Here is a 16114-nt window from a genome sequence, read left to right on the forward strand (position 1 = left end):
GCCTCGACGACGCCGTGCCCGCGAACGCGGGCACGGCTTGCGACCGCCCCGGAAAGCTAAGCCCCCTCGACCGCCACCATCGGCGCCGTACCGAAACGCCGCTTCACCGCGCGTTCGCACGGCAGCGACCAGAACCGCGCGGTCAGCCAGCCGAGTCCCCAGCAGGCCAGCACGGCCGGCACGTACCAGAGCCAGCCGAGGCGCGCGTCGGCGCCGGACGCCTTGTACAGCGAGACGACGCCGAACACGACGAACATGTGGCTGAGGTAGATCTCGTAGCTGAGCCGCCCCATCGAACGCAGCCAGCCGGTGCCCGGAAGCGCGCGCTGCCGTTCCTGGCGCTGCCGCCAGTGCAGCGCGACGACGAGGCAGGCCGCCGACAGCGTGAGCAGCAGCATCACGCCGTCCTTCAGCCACGTCCACAGCCACGGCATCGCCAGCATCGTCGCGACGAGTCCGGCCAGGCCGAGCGCGCCGACCGCGCGCACGACCGCCTCGCGCGGCTGCCAGCGATCGGCGACCAGGGCGGCCAGCACGCCGGCGGCGATCGCGGCCATGCCGGGCAGGTAGGCCTTCTCCTTCCAGATCTCGTTGCCCTCGATCGCCGCCAGCGAGAACGGCAGCGACAGCGCCAGCACGAGCAACAGCAGCGCCAGCACGCGGCGGTCGCGCACGAGCAGACAGACCAGCGGAAAACCGAGGTAGAACACCTCCTCGATCGACAGCGACCAGAGCACGTCCCACGAGCCCGGCAGATAGCCGGTCACGCCTTCGTACCAGTTCAGATGCAGGCCGAACGCGGCCAGCGCGGCGCCGCCGAGCGACTGGCCGTCGCGCTCGATCACGTAGTTCTCCACGCCGCCCAGGTGCAGCACCGCGAGCACGCCGATCAGCAGCGCCAGGCACGGCAGGATGCGCGCGCCGCGGCGCAGGTAGAACGCGCGCAAGTCGATGTTCCCCAGGCCGCCCCAGCGCGCGAGTGCGTTGCTGGTGATCAGAAAGCCGGAGATCACGAAGAACACGAACACGGCCTCGTAGCCGTTGTAGTTCAGCGCGATCAGCAGCCGCTTGGGCAGAAAGTCGGCGAGCGCGCTGGTCTTCAGCGGAATGCGCAGGCCGAGGTGGTGCAGCACGACCAGGAAGATCGACAGTCCGCGCAGCAGGTCGATGCCGGCGTTGCGCGTGTCGCGGGCGGTGCCCGGCGCGGTGTTCGGAGAGAGCATGGATCGACGAGAAGGACGACGGACGCCGCGCATGGTGGCCGCTTCGCCCGTCGCTGGCAATGCGTTCCTCACGCGAAGCGTCGCGGCGTTCTGCTAGGCTCGCTCGATCACTCCGAGGCGACCGCCATGCTCGCGACCGAACTGACACTCGCCCTGCCCGCATGGATCGACGCCGAGGTCGGCGCGACGCACCTCTACGCCGACGCCGAGGCGCGCATCGGACTGGCGATCCGCCTGGCCCGGCGCAACATCGAGGAAGGCACCGGCGGCCCGTTCGGCGCGGCGGTGTTCGACGCCGACGGCGGCCTGGTCGCGGTGGGTGTGAACCGCGTATTGCCGCAGCACTGCTCCGCCGCGCATGCGGAAGTCATGGCCTTCGTCGCGGCGCAGGCGCGCGTCGGTCGCGCCCGCCTCAACGACGACGGCCGCCGCTACACGCTGGCGACCAGCGCGCAGCCCTGCGCGATGTGCTACGGCGCGAGCTTCTGGGCCGGCATCGACGTGCTGGAGATCGGCGCGCGCAGCCAGGACGTGATGGAACTCAGCGAGTTCGACGAAGGCCCGCTGCCGGCGGATTGGATCGGCGAACTCGAACGGCGCGGCATCGCCGTGCGTCGCGACGTGCTGCGCGAGCAGGCGCGCGAGGTGTTCCATCGCTACGCCGAACTCGGCGGCGCCAGCTACTGAGCGCGGCGCTCGAAGCCGCCGGCGACGACCCCTTGCAGGTTCGCCGACGGCGGCGGATCCCGCCGTGCACACCGACGCGATCGACGTTCGCGCCGCGCATTCACGAACGTCCCGATCCGCGCCCCCGCTCGCCTACGCTCGTCATCCGCGGCCTGCGCAGGCATCATGCAGCGCCGTCCTGGGCCGCTCGATGTCCGCATCCCACTCTTCCAGTCTGCTGGCGTACTGCCGCCCCGGCTTCGAGGGCGAATGCGCGCAGGAGCTCGCCGCGCTGGACGCCGAGGCGGGCGGCGGCGGCTACGCGCGCGCGGAGCGCGGCAGCGGTCTGGTCGAATTCGTGGCGACCGACGCCGAGGCGCGCCGCCGCCTCGGCGCCGGCGCTTCCTGGCGCAATCTGGTGTTCGCGCGGCAGATCCTCGAGGTGCTGGCGAGCGCGCGCGACTTGCCGCCGCGCGACCGGCTCGGCGTGCTGCTGCCGATCGTCGAGAACGACGCGCGGCGCTGGTGCGACGCCTGGGTCGAAGCGCCCGACAGCGACGCCGCGCGCGAACTCGCCGCGCTGTGCCGCGGCCTCAACGCCGCGCTGATCGCCGCGCTGAAGCAGCGCCGCCTGATCGACCGCGCCTCGCGCTGGCGCCTGCACGTATGCCTGACCGCCGGCGACGCGGCTTTCCTCGCCGCCGCCGACGTCGCCGGGACGGCGCCGTGGCCGGGCGGCATTCCGCGCCTGAAGTTTCCGCGCGCGGCGCCGAGCCGCTCGACCTTGAAGCTGGAGGAAGCGCTGCTGGTCCTGCTCGACGACGGCGAGCGCGAGCGCTGGCTGAAACCGGGCATGCGCGCGGTCGATCTGGGCGCCTCGCCGGGCGGCTGGACCTGGCAGCTGGTCGCCCGCTCGCTGCACGTGACCGCGGTCGACAACGGACCGATGGACGCCGCCCTGCTCGCCTCCGGCCTGGTCGATCACCTGCGCGCGGACGGCTTCCGCTACCGGCCGCAGCGGCCGGTCGACTGGATGGTCTGCGACATGGTCGAGCAGCCGAGCCGCGTCGCCGCGCGCATGGCCGAATGGCTGGCGCAGGGCTGGTGCCGCTGCGCGATCTTCAACCTGAAGCTGCCGATGAAGAAGCGCTACGACGAGGTGCAGGCCTGCTTCGCGACGATCCGCAATGCGCTCGACGATGCCGGCAAGCGCGTCGAGCTGCGCGCCAAGCAGCTCTATCACGATCGCGAAGAGATCACGGTGTTCGCGCGCGTGGTCTGACGACGAACGCAGCGCGGCGACGCTTCCGAGGCGCGGGCGCAGTCGCTATGCTGGCGCATTCCCCATGGATCGCCCCGGAGCGCCGGCTGTCGGGCGTCCGGTCTCGCCTGAGAGGCCGTGCCGCGGCGCTCGAGCGGAGTCGGGGCGTCGCGCTCCGGTTCCCTCACCCCGGCCCTCTCTCGCAAGCGGGAGAGGGGGAACGGCTGACTCACCGCGTCACTCAACCGATTTCCAGCCGGCAACCGATTTCCATCCGATGAAACGCCTGCGCGCCTTCGTTCCGCTGCTGATCCTCGTCGCGCTGGGCGTCGCCGCGTTCGCCTCCGGCCTGCTCGACCGCTTCGATCCGGTCCGCCTCGCGCGCGAGCACGCGCACTGGCGCGGGGTCATCGCCGAGCATCCGTGGCTGGCCGCGCTGGCGCAGATCGGCGCGATGGCGGCGGCGGTCGCCACCGGCCTGCCCGGCGCGATCGTGCTGGTGTTCGCCGGCGGCATGCTGTTCGGCGCGGCGGTCGGCACCGTGCTGTCGACCACCGGCACCGTGCTCGGCGCGTCGATCCTGTTCTTCGCCAGCCGCTCGGCGTTCGACCACGGCGAGGGCACCGAGCCGGAGCTGGCGGCCAAGCTGCGTGCCGGCTACCGGGCGCATCCGCTGAGCTACACGCTGTTCCTGCGCCTGGTGCCGCTGTTCCCGTTCGGCGCGGTCACGGTCGCGCTGGCCTGGCTGCGCTGCCCGCTGTGGCTGTTCCTCGGCGCCAGCGTGTTCGGCGCCGCCGTGATGAACGCGCTGCAGAGCGCGCTCGGCGCCGGCCTGGTCGAGACCCTGGCGCGCGAAGGCACCGTCTCGCTCAGCCTGCTGGCACACCCGCAGGTGCTGTGGCCGGCGCTCGGCACGGCCCTGCTGGCGCTGGCGCCGGTCGCGCTCGGCTGGCTGCGCCGGCCGCGCTGACGCCGTTTCCGCTTCGCGCCGTCCAGATTGAGCGTCGGCGAGCCGTTCCGTTATCCTGCCGCGTTGCCGCGGCACCTGACCGCAGCCGTCCGAGGTGCCGTTGAGTCCTGTCCCGTCGCCCGTGGTCCGCAAGTCGTTCTGGCGCGCGCTGGCGCTGACCCTGCTGGTCGCGGCGGCGAACGTCGGCCTGTGGGCGTTCCTCAACCGCCCGGTGCAGATCGCCGACTGGCGCGGCGAGATCCACGGCTTCGCCTTCAATCCGTCGCAGCGCTACCAGGATCCGACCAAGCAGCTGTTCCCGAGCGAGAGCGAGCTGGACGGCGACATCCGCATGCTCTCGCAATATTCCAAGCGGCTGCGCACGTATTCCTCGCTGGAGAATCCGACCATCCCGCGCCTGGCCAACTTCTACGGCGTGCGCGTGATGGCCGGCGCGTGGATCGAAGGCCGCTCCGAGCGCAACGAACGTGAACTGGCCGCGCTGATCGCGCTGGCGCGCAAGAACGCCAACGTCGACCGCGCGATCGTCGGCAACGAGGTGGTCCTGCGCGGCGACCTGCCGGTGCGCGAGCTGATCACCTACATCGACCGCGCGCGCGCGCAGCTGCGCATTCCGGTCTCGACCGCCGAGCCGCTGGACAGCTGGCAGCGCAATCCGGACCTGATCCGCCACGTCGATTTCGTCACCGTGCACATCCTGCCGTACTGGGAGCGCGTGCCGCGCAAGGACGCCGTCGGCTTCGTGCTCGGCCAGCTCGCCTCGCTGCGGCAGATCGTCGACCAGGTGTCGCCGGGCAAGCCGATCATCATCGGCGAGATCGGCTGGCCCTCGAACGGCGACCGCAAGGAGTACGCGCAGCCGTCGCTGGCCGACGAGGCGCACTTCCTGCGCGACTGGTTCAACGTCGCCGCGCGCGAGAAGATCGAGTACTACGTGATGGAGGCGATCGACCAGCCGTGGAAGGAACAGCTCGGCGGCCGCGCCGAGGCCTACTGGGGCATGTTCAACGCCAACCGGCAGCCGAAGTTCTCGCTGACCGGCACCGTCATCGAGGACCCGAACTGGCCGTGGAAGGCCGGCCTCGCCTCGCTGCTCGCGCTGCTGCCGATGTTCTGGTTCGCGCGGCACTTCATCCGCTTCCGCGCGCTGGGCCTGGCGTTCTTCCTGGTGCTGGTGCAGCTGTCGGCCTCGATCCTGGTGTGGATGGCGACTCTGCCCTACGACTTCTATCTCAGCCCGTTCGACTGGGCGATGCTGGTGCTGCTGTTCCCGGCGCAGTTTGCGATCATCCTGATCCTGCTGATCAACGGCTTCGAGTTCACCGAAGTGCTGTGGCGGCCGCGCTGGCTGCGCGAGTTCAAGCCGCTGACGCCCAAGCCCGGCGACGCGCAGCCGTTCGTCTCGATCCACCTGGCCTGCTACAACGAGCCGCCGGAAATGGTGATCCTGACGCTCGACTCGCTGGCCGCGCTCGACTACGAGAACTACGAGGTCATCGTCCTCGACAACAACACCAAGAACCCGGAGATCTGGAAGCCGGTCGAGGCCCACTGCGAAAAGCTCGGGTCGAAGTTCCGCTTCTACCACCTCGAACCCTGGCCGGGCTTCAAGGCCGGCGCGCTCAACTACGGCCTGGAAGTGACCGACCCGCGTGCCGAGGTGGTCGCCGTGGTCGACGCCGACTACGAAGTGCGCCGCGACTGGCTGCGCGCGTTGACCGGCTACTTCGTCGACCCGAAGGTCGCCGTCGTGCAATGCCCGCAGGCGCATCGCGAGTGGGAGCACAACGAATTCCGCCGCATGACCAACTGGGAATACGACGGCTTCTTCCGCATCGGCATGCACCACCGCAACGAGCGCAACGCGATCATCCAGCACGGCACCATGACGATGGTGCGCAAGGACGTGCTGGCGAACACCGGCAAGTGGTCGGAGTGGACGATCTGCGAGGACGCCGAGCTCGGCCTGCGCCTGATGAAGGCCGGCTACGAGCTGGTCTACGTCGACGAGCTGATGGGCAAGGGCCTGACGCCGGCCGACTTCAAGGCGTACAAGTCGCAGCGCTACCGCTGGGCCTTCGGCGCGATGCAGATCATGAAGGCGCGCTGGGACTGGATGGTGTCCAAGACCTCGACGCTGACGCGCGGCCAGCGCTTCCACTTCCTCACCGGCTGGTTCTCCTGGTTCGGCGACGCGCTGCATCTCGCCTTCACGCTGATGGCGATGCTGTGGACGCTCGGCATGGTGCTGGCGCCGAAATACTTCACCTTGCCGATGTATCTGTTCCTGGTGCCGCTGATCGGCTTCTTCCTGTTCAAGGCCGCGTTCGGCATCGTCCTCTACCGCGTGCGCGTGCCGTGCTCGTGGAAGGACACGATCGCCGCCTCGGTCGCCAGTATGGGCCTCAGCCACGCGATCGCGCGCGGCATCTACGAAGGACTCTGGCGCAAGAAGGGCGAGTTCATCCGCACCGCCAAGAGCCGGCGCATCGGCAAGAAGCCGAATCCGTTCACCTCGGTCAGCGAGGAACTGCTGCTGTTCCTGGCGATCGTCGCCTGCGTCTTCGGCATGGTGAACTCGATCGGCATCAACTACGTCGAGGGCAAGCTGTGGATCGCGATCCTCTCGGCGCAGGCGATTCCGTACGCCTCGGCGCTGATCGGCGCCTGGGTCGCGCACAGGTCGGGCGACGCGGTCGGCTGACCGCGCCACCCGCCGTCGTCGAAAGCCTCCTCGCCGTCGACCGCCCCACATCCGCGCGGGTGGCGGCTTTCCTCCGTCGACGCCGCTCCGGGCTGTGAACCCGACCCCATTCGCTCCGCGCACGCAGGCATAGCATCGGCGCGCGGCGTCTTCGCGCCGCTCGCCTCGGGGGAGGCGATTCCTGCATGAGGAGGATGGCATGAACCAGCGTTGGTTTGCTTTGCTCGCGACAGGACTGCTCGGCGCCACGAACGTGTTCGCGGCCGGCATCGAGGTCGCCCTCGACGCCACGACCAAGGACCCCGGCAGCGGCAAGATCGACTACCAGCTCGCCAACAACGGCGCCACCACGATCCACGTGCTGCGCTGGCAGACGCCGGTCGACGGCGTCACCACGGACCTGTTCCGCGTGACGCGCGACGGCGAGGAAGTCGCCTACACCGGCCCGATGTACAAGCGCGTCGAGCCGCGCGCCGAGGACTACATCGAGCTGAAGCCCGGCGAACGCATCAGCGCCGAAGTCGATCTGAGCGCCTACTACGACATGCGCAGCGGCGGCCAGTTCGAAGTCAGCTACGCGCGCGACGCCAGCGCCGTGGTGCGCGAAGCCTCGCTCGCGACCAAGGGCGGCGTCGCCGCCGGCGTGGCGGCGTTCGATCTCGCGCGCGGCACCGCCGACGTCTACGTCGACGCGGCGCCGGAACCGCTGGACATGTCGATCGACGCGCTCGGCCCCTCGCCGCTGGCCGCGACCAACAGCTTCGTCAGCTGCAACAACACGCGCCAGTCGCAGCTGGCCACCGCGCGCAACTCCTCGGTGACCTACGCCAACAATTCCAAGGCCTACCTGACCGCCGGCACCACCGGCTCGCGCTACACCTGGTGGTTCGGCAGCTACACCAGTTCGCGCTACTCGACGGTGCGCTCGCACTTCACCAACATCGCCAGCGCGCTGTCGTCGCAGCCCTACACCTTCAACTGCTCGTGCACGGACAGCGGCACCTACGCCTACGTGTACCCGACCCAGCCGTACAAGGTGTACCTGTGCGGCGCGTTCTGGTCGGCGCCGAACACCGGTACCGATTCGCGCGCCGGCACGCTGATCCACGAGACCAGCCATTTCAACGTCGTCGCCGGCACCGACGACTGGGCCTACGGACAGACGGCCGCGCACAACCTGGCGGTCAGCAACCCGACCAGGGCGGTCGACAACGCCGACAACCACGAGTATTTCGCCGAGAACAATCCGGCGCGCAACTGAGCGACGCTTCGCTTCGCCGGAGGCCGCCGTGCGGCCTCCGGCTCTTCCGCTACCGCTCTGGCGTCATTCCTGCGGCTTGACGCCGAGATAGGCGCCGGCCGCCGCCACGGTCGCCCACACTTCCGGCGCGATCTTGAACGAGCGGTCGAACAGGCTCTCGGCCGTGGCGCGGTCGCCGTTCAGCAGGTAGTAGGCTCCGATCGCCGCCAGTTCCTTCTCGTCCTTCGGATTCTCGCGGACGTAGCGGTCGAACAGCGGCTTCGCCTTGCTCCACTCGCCGGCCTCGCAGTACACGCGCCCGATGCGGTACTCGTCGCTCGCCTCGTGCTTCTTCGACAGGACGTCGTCGAACACCGCCTGGCCTTCCGCCTTGGCGCCGCCGAGGTAGTGCAGCCGGCCGATCGCGATGCGCTCCCAGCTGCCGTCGCCCGCCTGCACGCGCGCGGCCTCGATCAGGGAACGCGCGGCTTCTTCCTTCGACTTGCCGCTGTACAGCGACGGATCGAGCTTCTGCGCGGCGTAGCCCACTGCGATGCCCGCCGTGAACAGCAACGTGGAAACCAGCGCGACACGAATCTTCATGGCCCTTCCCTCCCGATGTGAGTCGGTCGAGCTTATCCGTTCGCCACAGCCGCCGTCACGCGGCGGCGGCGCGACGTTTCCGGCGTGCCGCCGCGTTCGCGGCCGATGCGCGCACGAACGGCGATCGCCGGCATCGCTGTGGCGAGGCCGGCGGAAGATTCTTCGAGCGGAGGATCAGGCTTTGCGTGCGCGCGCCGGTGCCGGCGCCTTGCGCTTGGCCGCGGCGGGCTTGCGCTTGGGCTTGAGCATCGTGCCGAGGCAACGCGGCGCGCCGCAGCGGCAGGCCCAGATCGCCTTCAGGCGCGGCGTCAGGCGCTCTTCGAGCACGATGCCGTAGTCGTAGGTCAGCTCCTCGCCGGCGCGCAGCGGGCGCAGCGTCTCGATCAGCACGCGATCCTTGCGCGCGTCGCCGCCCTCGTCCTCCTCGATCAGCGCGCGGCAGTTCGGCTTGCAGCTGTGGTTGATCCAGCGCGCGATGTTGCCTTCGCTGTTGGCGTCGATGACGTACTTGTCGTTCAGCGTGAACAGGAAGGTGTGGCCCGTGTCGCTGGTATTGGCGTACAGGCGGTCGGCCTGCGCGTGCGTCAGGCGCTTGCCGCGGTATTCGATCAGCTCGGTCTTGGCCGGGATGTCGAGGAGGGCGAAGACGCCGTTGCCGTGGATCGGCGAGCGGCGGGCAGCGATGCGTTTGGGCATGGACAGCAGCGGATCGATACGAGGTCGCGCATCATAGCGAGCGGGCGCGACGCGCGCATCGGCATCTGCTAGCTTTCGCGGGCGGAATCGCCGCCCTGACCCGCCGAGTGTGCCATGTCGCTGCCGCGCTGCCTGTTCGCCTGTCTCGTCGTGTTCGCCTTCGGCTTCTCCGACGCCGCGCAGGCGCGCAAGCGTTCGCACGACGACGGCGGCGGCCAGCGCTCCGAGGCCGCCGGCCCGTACGACTACTACGTGATGGCGCTGTCCTGGTCGCCGACCTTCTGCCAGACGCGCGGCGAAGGCGAACAGGAGCAGTGCGGCGAGAAAGGCTACGGCTTCATCCTGCACGGCCTGTGGCCGCAGTACGAGAACGGCGGCGGACCGGAGCTGTGCGACACGCGCGAGAGCGGCCCGGATCGCAAGACCGTCGCCGAGACGCTGGCCTTCATGCCGAGCCGGCGCCTGATCAATCACGAATGGCGCAAGCACGGCGCCTGCACCGGCCTCGGCGCGCAGAAGTACTTCGAAACCGCCGACCGCGCCTTCGCCGCGCTGCAGATGCCGACGGAGCTGAAGGCGCCGCGCCGGAGCCTGCAGATGAACGGCGACCAGCTGCGCGCCGCGCTGAAGCGCGCGAATCCGACCCTCGGCGACGACATGATGAGCCTGCACTGCAGCAAGGGCCAGCTGGTCGAGGTGCGCGTCTGCCTCGACAAGGACACCCATCCGCGCCGCTGCGGCAAGCGCATGCGCAACGCCTGTTCGGCGAGCACGCCGTTCGAGATCCCGGCGGTGCAGTAGCGCGACGCGCACCGCGATGAGCTCGAGCAGACGGCAGCGCTACGGCCTGGTCTTCAAGCTGGCGCTGTTCTATCTGCTGCTGTCGCTGCCGACGCTGATCCTGGTCGAATCGACGATCCTGATCGTCGAATTCCACAGCTTCATGCGCGGCGTCGCCGACGGCAGCCTGCGCACCGCCAACGAACGTGGCGCGGCCGAGCTGGCGACGCGCTGGCACGGCCTCGCCGGCGCCAACACCGAACCGCTGCAGGTGTGGACGCAGGACTGGACCTTGCGCCTGCAGCAGCCGCGCGGCGGCCTCACGCCGGATGAATCCTACGTGCTGCTGGAGCTGGCCGATCAGCCGCTCGCCGCCGCCCTGCTCGCGCCGGACGGCCAGGTGATCGCGCGCTCGATCGACGATCCGCACTGGAAGCCGGAGCTGCCGAGCGCGGAGGAAATCGCCCGCACCGCGCGGAGCGAGCACGCCGCGCTCGACCTCGCCGGCGACGACAGTCCGTACAAAATCCGCCGCTCGCTCGCGCCGGTGCGCGACGCCGACGGTCGGCTGCTCGGCCTGCTGTTCGTCGAACTGCGCCTGCCGCTGCCGTGGCGGCGCCTGCTGCTCGACAGCAGCTACGAGTCGCCGACCGTGCTCGCGTTCCTGATCGTGTTCGGCGTGCTGTCCTCGATCTTCCTGGCCGCCTGGGTCACGCGCCGGCTGAACCGCATCGCCGGCGCGGCCACCGCCTGGAGCCGCGGCGATTTCTCCGAGCGCATCGACGATCCCTCGCGCGACGAGATCGGCCGCGTCTCCGCGCTTCTCGACAGCATGGCGCTCGACCTGCGGCGCCTGTTGCGCTCGCGCGCGCAGCTCGCCACGCTGGCCGAACGCCAGCGCCTCGCGCGCGACCTGCACGACACGGTCAAGCAGAAGGCGTTCGCGCTGAACCTGCAGCTGGCGACGGCGCGGCGCCTGCTCGCCGACGCGCCCGGCGCCGAGCGGCTGGAGCTGGCGCAGAAGCTGACCCAGCAGATCCAGCAGGAACTCGGCCAGATCCTCGACGAACTGCGCAGCGACGCCGCCGAACTGCCGCTCGCCGAGCGCCTGCGCGCGCGCGCGATCGACTGGTCGCACAGCAGCGGCATCGTGCCCTCCTTCGAACTGGAAGACATGCCGGCGCTGGCGCCGCGGCAGGAGGAATCGCTGCTGCGCATCGTCGACGAGGCGCTGGCCAACGTGCTGCGCCACGCCGGCGCGACGCGCGTGGCGATCGCGCTGCGCCGCGAGGGCGAGCGCTGGTCGCTGACGGTGAGCGACGACGGCCGCGGCAGCGACCACGCGCGCGCCGCCGGCATGGGCCTGAACAACATGCGCGAGCGCGCCGAAGCGCTGCCGCAGGGCCGCTTCCGGCTCGACAGCGCCCCCGGCAACGGCACCCGCATTGCCGTCGGCTTCGTCGTGGCGGACAATCCCGAACCATGAACAGTCAGCCGATCCGCGTCGTCATCGCCGATGACCACATCCTGGTGCGCCAGGGCATCCGCGCCTTCCTGGAGACCTACCCCGACCTGTCCCTGGTCGGCGAGGCCGACGACGCCGCCACTGCGGCGACGCTGTGCTCGCAGCAGCACCCCGACGTCGCGCTGGTCGACCTGGTCATGCCCGGCGGCGGCATCGAGGCGACGCGCACGATCCGCGCCGCCAGCCCGCAGACCCAGGTCGTGCTGCTGACCTCGTTCGAGGACGCGCAGCAGATCGTCGCCGCGGTGCAGGCCGGCGCGCTGTCCTGCCTGCTCAAGGACGTCGACGCCGACGCGCTCGCCGATACCCTGCGCAAGGCCGCGCGCGGCGAGGCCGTACTGCACCCGCGCGTCGCCGCCAAGCTGATGGACGCGCTGCGGCGCGGCTCGGAGCCCGGCAGCGAGGTGCTCGAATCGCTCAGCCAGCGCGAGCGCGAAGTGCTGACGCTGATGGCCGAAGGCCTCAGCAACCAGCACATCGCCGACCGCCTCGGCATCGGCGAGAAGACCGTCAAGACGCACGTCAGCAACGTGCTCGGCAAGCTCGACGTCAGCGACCGCACGCAGGCGGCGGTGTACGCCTGGAAGAGCGGCCTGAAGCAGCGCGCGCAGTAGTCCGGCCGCGCCGGCGGGCAGTCCCGCCGGACCGCAATGCAATAAGAAACGGCGATCGGACGGAGCGCCCGGCGCGATTCAGCCGTCCTCGAAACCGTCGGCGAAGATCGCGTCGACGCGATCGCAGGCGCCGTCGGCGTCGTAGCGCATCGCGTGCGCGTCGTTGCTGGTTTGCCCGAACAACGTCCCGCCGGCGCCGGTCCAGCCTTGCGCGCCGCCGTCGAAGACGGTGGAGAAGTACTGCGTGCCGAGGTCGACGGATCGGCACGGACGCAGGTCCGCATCGAATTCGGCCATACGCGCGCCGACGTGGCCCTGGAAGTCGATGTAGTACGTGCCGCCGACCAGCACGCGGCCGTTCGGCGCGCGGGTGAGGGTGCGCGTCACGCCGCCGCTCTGCGCCACTTCGTTCTGCACGAGGGCTCCGCTTGCCGAATCCAGGCGCAGCAGCCGGAAGCGCTCGTCGAGCCCGGCCTGCTGCGCCAGGACCGGATCGCCGTTCGCGTCGAGCACGAGGCCGACGGCTTCGGTGGTGAAGCGCTCGTCGATCGGATCGACGAGCACGCGCGTCCACAACCGCGCGCCGTCGGCCGCGATCTTCCATACCTGCGCCTGCATGTCGCCGCGCGAGTTCTGCAGCGCGCCTTGCGCCAGCACGTCGCCGGCGCCGTCGATCGCGAGGAACAGCCGGCGGTTGAACGTACCGCCGCCGAGGCCGCCGCGTTCGCGGTCGTGGAAAACGACCTGTCCGTCGGCGTCGAAGCGCACGACCAGGAAGCCTCCGGTCAGCATGTCGCCCGCCACGCCGACGACGGCGCCGCCGTCCGCGGCGGCCACGATGTCCTCGGCCAGCAGATCCTCGATACCCGGCGACCAGCGCCAGTCCGGCAGCCGTTCGCCGCGCGGCGTGTAGCGCGCGACGACGACGTCGTTGCCGTCGACCGCGGGAATCAGCAGGACGCCGTCGCCGCCGAGCACGATCTGACGCGATCCGGCCGCAATCCGCCCGGCCTGGAACTGGTCTTCCCAGACGACGGTACCGTCGTCGCCGCCGTACACGCGCACGCGCACCACCGGCCCGAACGCGTCGACCACCGCCACGTCGCCGTCGGGCAGCACCTGCATGCCGCGCCCTTCGAAGCCTTCGCGCTCGCGCAGCCAGACGAACGCGCCGCCTTCGTCGAAGCGCGCGAGCGCGGTATGCGACTCGCCGTCGTGCGCGAGCTCGAACAAGGCGAACACGCGCCCGTCCGCGCCGACGCGAACGTCCATCGGCGTGACGCCGCGCGGTTCGGTGTCGTAGCGCCAGGGCCCGCTCCATGCCGGCTCCCAGGAAGCACCCGCCGCCGTCGCGAGTGCGCCGGCCAGCGCGAAGACGATTCCGATCGACGACATGACGCGGGTCCTTCAGGAGGAAGTCGTCTTCTCATAACGTGAAAACGGGCGAAAAAGCATCACGCCCTAGCCGTCGAACGACTTGGCGAACACGTGCTGGGTCTTGCGCCTCTGATAGCCGGCGCGCTCGTAGAAGCGGTGCGCGCGCTCGCGCTCGATGCGGCTGCGCACGCGCAGATGCGCCGCGCCGCGTTCGTGCGCCCAGGTTTCCGCGGCGCGCAGCAACTCGGCGCCGACGCCGTGTCCGCGCGTCGATTCGGCGACGACCAGGCCGAGGACTTCCGCGACCTCGTCGTCGACCAGGTGCGCCTGCTGCGCGACGTGCAGCCAGCCGACGACGCGGCCTTCCGCATCCTCGGCGACGAACACGCGAGCGGCCGGATCGGCCTCGATCGCGGCGAGCCGCGCGACGATCTGCTGGCGCGTGGCGGGATACCCGAGCTGGCCGCACAGCTCGGCCAAAATTTGCGCGTCGTAGTTGCGCGCGTTGCGGATCGTCGTCATCGCCTGCCCTCCTCGGATTGCGAGGCAGGCTAGCGCGGGAATCGGCGCGAGGCGAGGCGCGGAAGTGGCTCGGCCGAGACGAGTCCTATCGTCCGAAGCCGGCCGTCACCTCTCCCGCTGGCGGGAGAGGTCGAAGCCGCTAGAGCGGCTGAGGGCGAGCGCAGGATGCGCGAACGGATGCGAAGCAGGGATAGCGCAGCCGCGCCGCAGGCGCGGATGAGGGGATCTCGTGCGGCGCTGCGCAAAAAGCGCCCTCACCCCGACCCTCTCCCGCAAGCGGGAGAGGGGGAACATCGAGCGATCAGTCGCAGCAGCCGTCGCCGCCCTTGACCGTGTGCGCGTGCGAAGCCGCCACGCCGCTGGTCAGCCCCTTGCCGCTGGCGACGTAGTGGTCGGCGACCACCTGCGCCACGCACATCGACATGCGCTTGCCGGTCGGGATGTGCAGGAACTCGTTCGGACCGTGCGCGTTCGAGTGCGGCCCGAGCACGCCGGTGATCAGGAACTGCGCGCCGGGGAACTTCTCGCCGAGCATGCCCATGAACGGAATCGAGCCGCCCTCGCCGTTGTAGGCGACCGGCGCGCCGAAGTAGCGCTGCGAGGCGGCGTCGACCGATGCCTCCAGCCACGGCGCCAGCGCCGGCGCTTCCCAGCCGCTGCCGGCCTTTTCCAGGTCGAAGGTGACCTTGGCGCCGTACGGCGGATCGCTTTCGAGCAGGCGCTTGAGGAACTCGCCGCCCTGCTTGGCGTCCAGCGTCGGCGGCACGCGCAGGGAGAGCTTCACGGCGGTGTACGGACGCAGCACGTTGCCGGCCGAATCCAGCGACGGCAGGCCGCCGACGCCGGTCACCGACAGCGCCGGCCGCCAGGTGCGGTTGAGCACCAGCTCGGCGAGATCCGCGTTCATCGGCTGCATGCCGTCGACCAGCGGGAACTTCGAATAGACCGCATCGCCGAGGATCTCGGCCGTGCGCTTGGCCTGCGCCACGCGCTGCGCCGGAATCTCCACGTGCAGCTCCTGCGGCAGGATCTTGCCGCTGACCTCGTCCTCCAGCCGCGACAGGATGCGGCGCAGGATGCGGAAGCTCGACGCGACCACGCCGGAGGCGTCGCCCGAATGCACGCCTTCCTCCAGCACCTGCACGCTGAGGTTGCCGCCGGTCAGGCCGCGCAGGCTGGTCGTGAGCCAAAGCTGCTCGTAGTTGCCGCAGCCCGAATCGAGGCAGACGATCAGCGACGGCTTGCCGATACGCGCGGCGAGATGGTCGACGTAGTACGGCAGGTCGTAGCTGCCCGATTCCTCGCAGGCCTCGATCATGACCACGCAGCGCGCGTGCGGAATGCCCTGCGCCTGCAACGCGAGGATCGCGGCGAGCGAGCCGAAGATCGCGTAGCCGTCGTCGGCACCGCCGCGGCCGTACAGCTTGTCGCCCTCGAGCACCGGCTTCCACGGGCCGAGATGCGCGGACCAGCCGGTCATCTCCGGCTGCTTGTCGAGATGGCCGTACAGCAGCACGGTGTCCTCGCCCTGGCCGGGGATCTCAATGAAGATGAGCGGCGTGCGGTTCGGCAGGCGCACGACCTCGACCTGCATGCCCGGAATCGACTGTGCCCTGGCCCAGGATTCCATCAGCGCGACGGCCTGATCCATGTAGCCGTGCTTGGCCCAGTCGGCGTCGAACATCGGCGACTTGTTCGGAATCTTGATGTATTCGGTCAGCTGCGGAACGATCTCGCCGTCCCACAGGCCGCCGACGAAGCTGCTGAGTGCGTTGGAATCCATGAGTTCACCTTTCGACAGAAAAGCCGTGCCCGTCGGGCAAGGCGGTGCAAGCCGTGCATCGTAGCGGATCGAGGCGTTTCCCGCGTCGGCGGAGCGTGACGCGGGGTGCCGGGAACAGCGACGTCGCCGTTCGTCGGCGCCGTCGCGAAA

The 16114-nt window shown here is 70.1% G+C and carries 14 protein-coding genes; 8 read left to right on the top strand and 6 right to left on the bottom strand.

Annotated features, from left to right (window positions below; genetic code table 11):
• Window positions 1-56 precede the first annotated feature (56 nt).
• Entirely contained in the window at window positions 57-1223 is a 1167-nt protein-coding gene (locus J7520_RS09715; RefSeq protein WP_291187373.1) for an acyltransferase, read from the bottom strand.
• A 126-nt stretch (window positions 1224-1349) separates the two neighbouring features.
• Between J7520_RS09715 and J7520_RS09720 the strand changes: the two genes are divergently transcribed.
• The 5 genes from J7520_RS09720 (at window position 1350) to J7520_RS09740 (ending at window position 8085) form a co-directional block, all read left to right on the top strand.
• On the top strand, window positions 1350-1910 hold the full coding sequence (locus J7520_RS09720; protein WP_291187375.1) for a nucleoside deaminase: 561 nt from the start codon (window positions 1350-1352) through the stop codon (window positions 1908-1910).
• A 190-nt stretch (window positions 1911-2100) separates the two neighbouring features.
• Entirely contained in the window at window positions 2101-3171 is a 1071-nt protein-coding gene (rlmM, locus tag J7520_RS09725) for a 23S rRNA (cytidine(2498)-2'-O)-methyltransferase RlmM (protein WP_291187376.1), read from the top strand.
• A gap of 256 nt (window positions 3172-3427) precedes the next feature.
• Window positions 3428-4120 (top strand): VTT domain-containing protein, encoded by a 693-nt coding sequence (locus tag J7520_RS09730; protein WP_291187377.1) that lies wholly within the window; start codon window positions 3428-3430, stop codon window positions 4118-4120.
• Between the two features lie 100 nt (window positions 4121-4220).
• Window positions 4221-6824: a glycosyltransferase gene (locus J7520_RS09735; protein ID WP_291187379.1), complete on the top strand. Its 2604-nt coding sequence runs from the start codon at window positions 4221-4223 to the stop codon at window positions 6822-6824.
• Between the two features lie 199 nt (window positions 6825-7023).
• Window positions 7024-8085 carry a M35 family metallo-endopeptidase gene (locus J7520_RS09740; protein WP_291187381.1) on the top strand — a complete coding sequence of 354 codons (1062 nt, stop codon included), beginning with the start codon at window positions 7024-7026 and terminating at the stop codon, window positions 8083-8085.
• A gap of 63 nt (window positions 8086-8148) precedes the next feature.
• On the opposite strand, the gene J7520_RS09745 is transcribed toward J7520_RS09740, so the two are convergent.
• Together J7520_RS09745 and J7520_RS09750 are read right to left on the bottom strand one after the other, a co-directional pair.
• Window positions 8149-8667 (bottom strand): tetratricopeptide repeat protein, encoded by a 519-nt coding sequence (locus J7520_RS09745; RefSeq protein WP_291187383.1) that lies wholly within the window; start codon window positions 8665-8667, stop codon window positions 8149-8151.
• A 174-nt stretch (window positions 8668-8841) separates the two neighbouring features.
• Entirely contained in the window at window positions 8842-9363 is a 522-nt protein-coding gene (locus J7520_RS09750) for an SET domain-containing protein-lysine N-methyltransferase (RefSeq protein WP_291187385.1), read from the bottom strand.
• 114 nt (window positions 9364-9477) lie between these two features.
• Here J7520_RS09750 and J7520_RS09755 point away from each other — a divergent pair, with 114 nt between their 5' ends.
• From J7520_RS09755 to J7520_RS09765, 3 genes are read left to right on the top strand one after another with little or no spacing between them, the layout of a single operon-like run.
• Window positions 9478-10164: a ribonuclease T2 gene (locus J7520_RS09755; protein WP_291187387.1), complete on the top strand. Its 687-nt coding sequence runs from the start codon at window positions 9478-9480 to the stop codon at window positions 10162-10164.
• Between the two features lie 16 nt (window positions 10165-10180).
• On the top strand, window positions 10181-11629 hold the full coding sequence (locus J7520_RS09760; RefSeq protein ID WP_291187389.1) for a sensor histidine kinase: 1449 nt from the start codon (window positions 10181-10183) through the stop codon (window positions 11627-11629).
• A complete protein-coding gene (locus J7520_RS09765) occupies window positions 11626-12282 on the top strand; it encodes a response regulator transcription factor (RefSeq protein WP_291187392.1) in 657 nt (218 codons plus the stop codon). Before J7520_RS09760 ends, J7520_RS09765 begins: the two co-directional genes overlap by 4 nt.
• 78 nt (window positions 12283-12360) lie before the next feature.
• Here the strand turns inward: J7520_RS09765 and J7520_RS09770 are convergent, their stop codons facing one another.
• The 3 genes from J7520_RS09770 to J7520_RS09780 all read right to left on the bottom strand — a co-directional run bounded on the left by J7520_RS09770 (window position 12361) and on the right by J7520_RS09780 (window position 15964).
• Window positions 12361-13677, bottom strand: coding sequence for a hypothetical protein (locus tag J7520_RS09770; protein ID WP_291187394.1), 1317 nt, complete (start codon window positions 13675-13677; stop codon window positions 12361-12363).
• 66 nt (window positions 13678-13743) lie between these two features.
• On the bottom strand, window positions 13744-14181 hold the full coding sequence (locus J7520_RS09775; RefSeq protein ID WP_291187396.1) for a GNAT family N-acetyltransferase: 438 nt from the start codon (window positions 14179-14181) through the stop codon (window positions 13744-13746).
• A gap of 301 nt (window positions 14182-14482) precedes the next feature.
• On the bottom strand, window positions 14483-15964 hold the full coding sequence (locus tag J7520_RS09780; RefSeq protein ID WP_291187398.1) for a M20 family metallopeptidase: 1482 nt from the start codon (window positions 15962-15964) through the stop codon (window positions 14483-14485).
• Window positions 15965-16114 lie beyond the last annotated feature (150 nt).

The organism is Dokdonella sp., from assembly GCF_017744955.1.
Taxonomy (GTDB): Bacteria; Pseudomonadota; Gammaproteobacteria; order Xanthomonadales; family Rhodanobacteraceae; genus Dokdonella_A.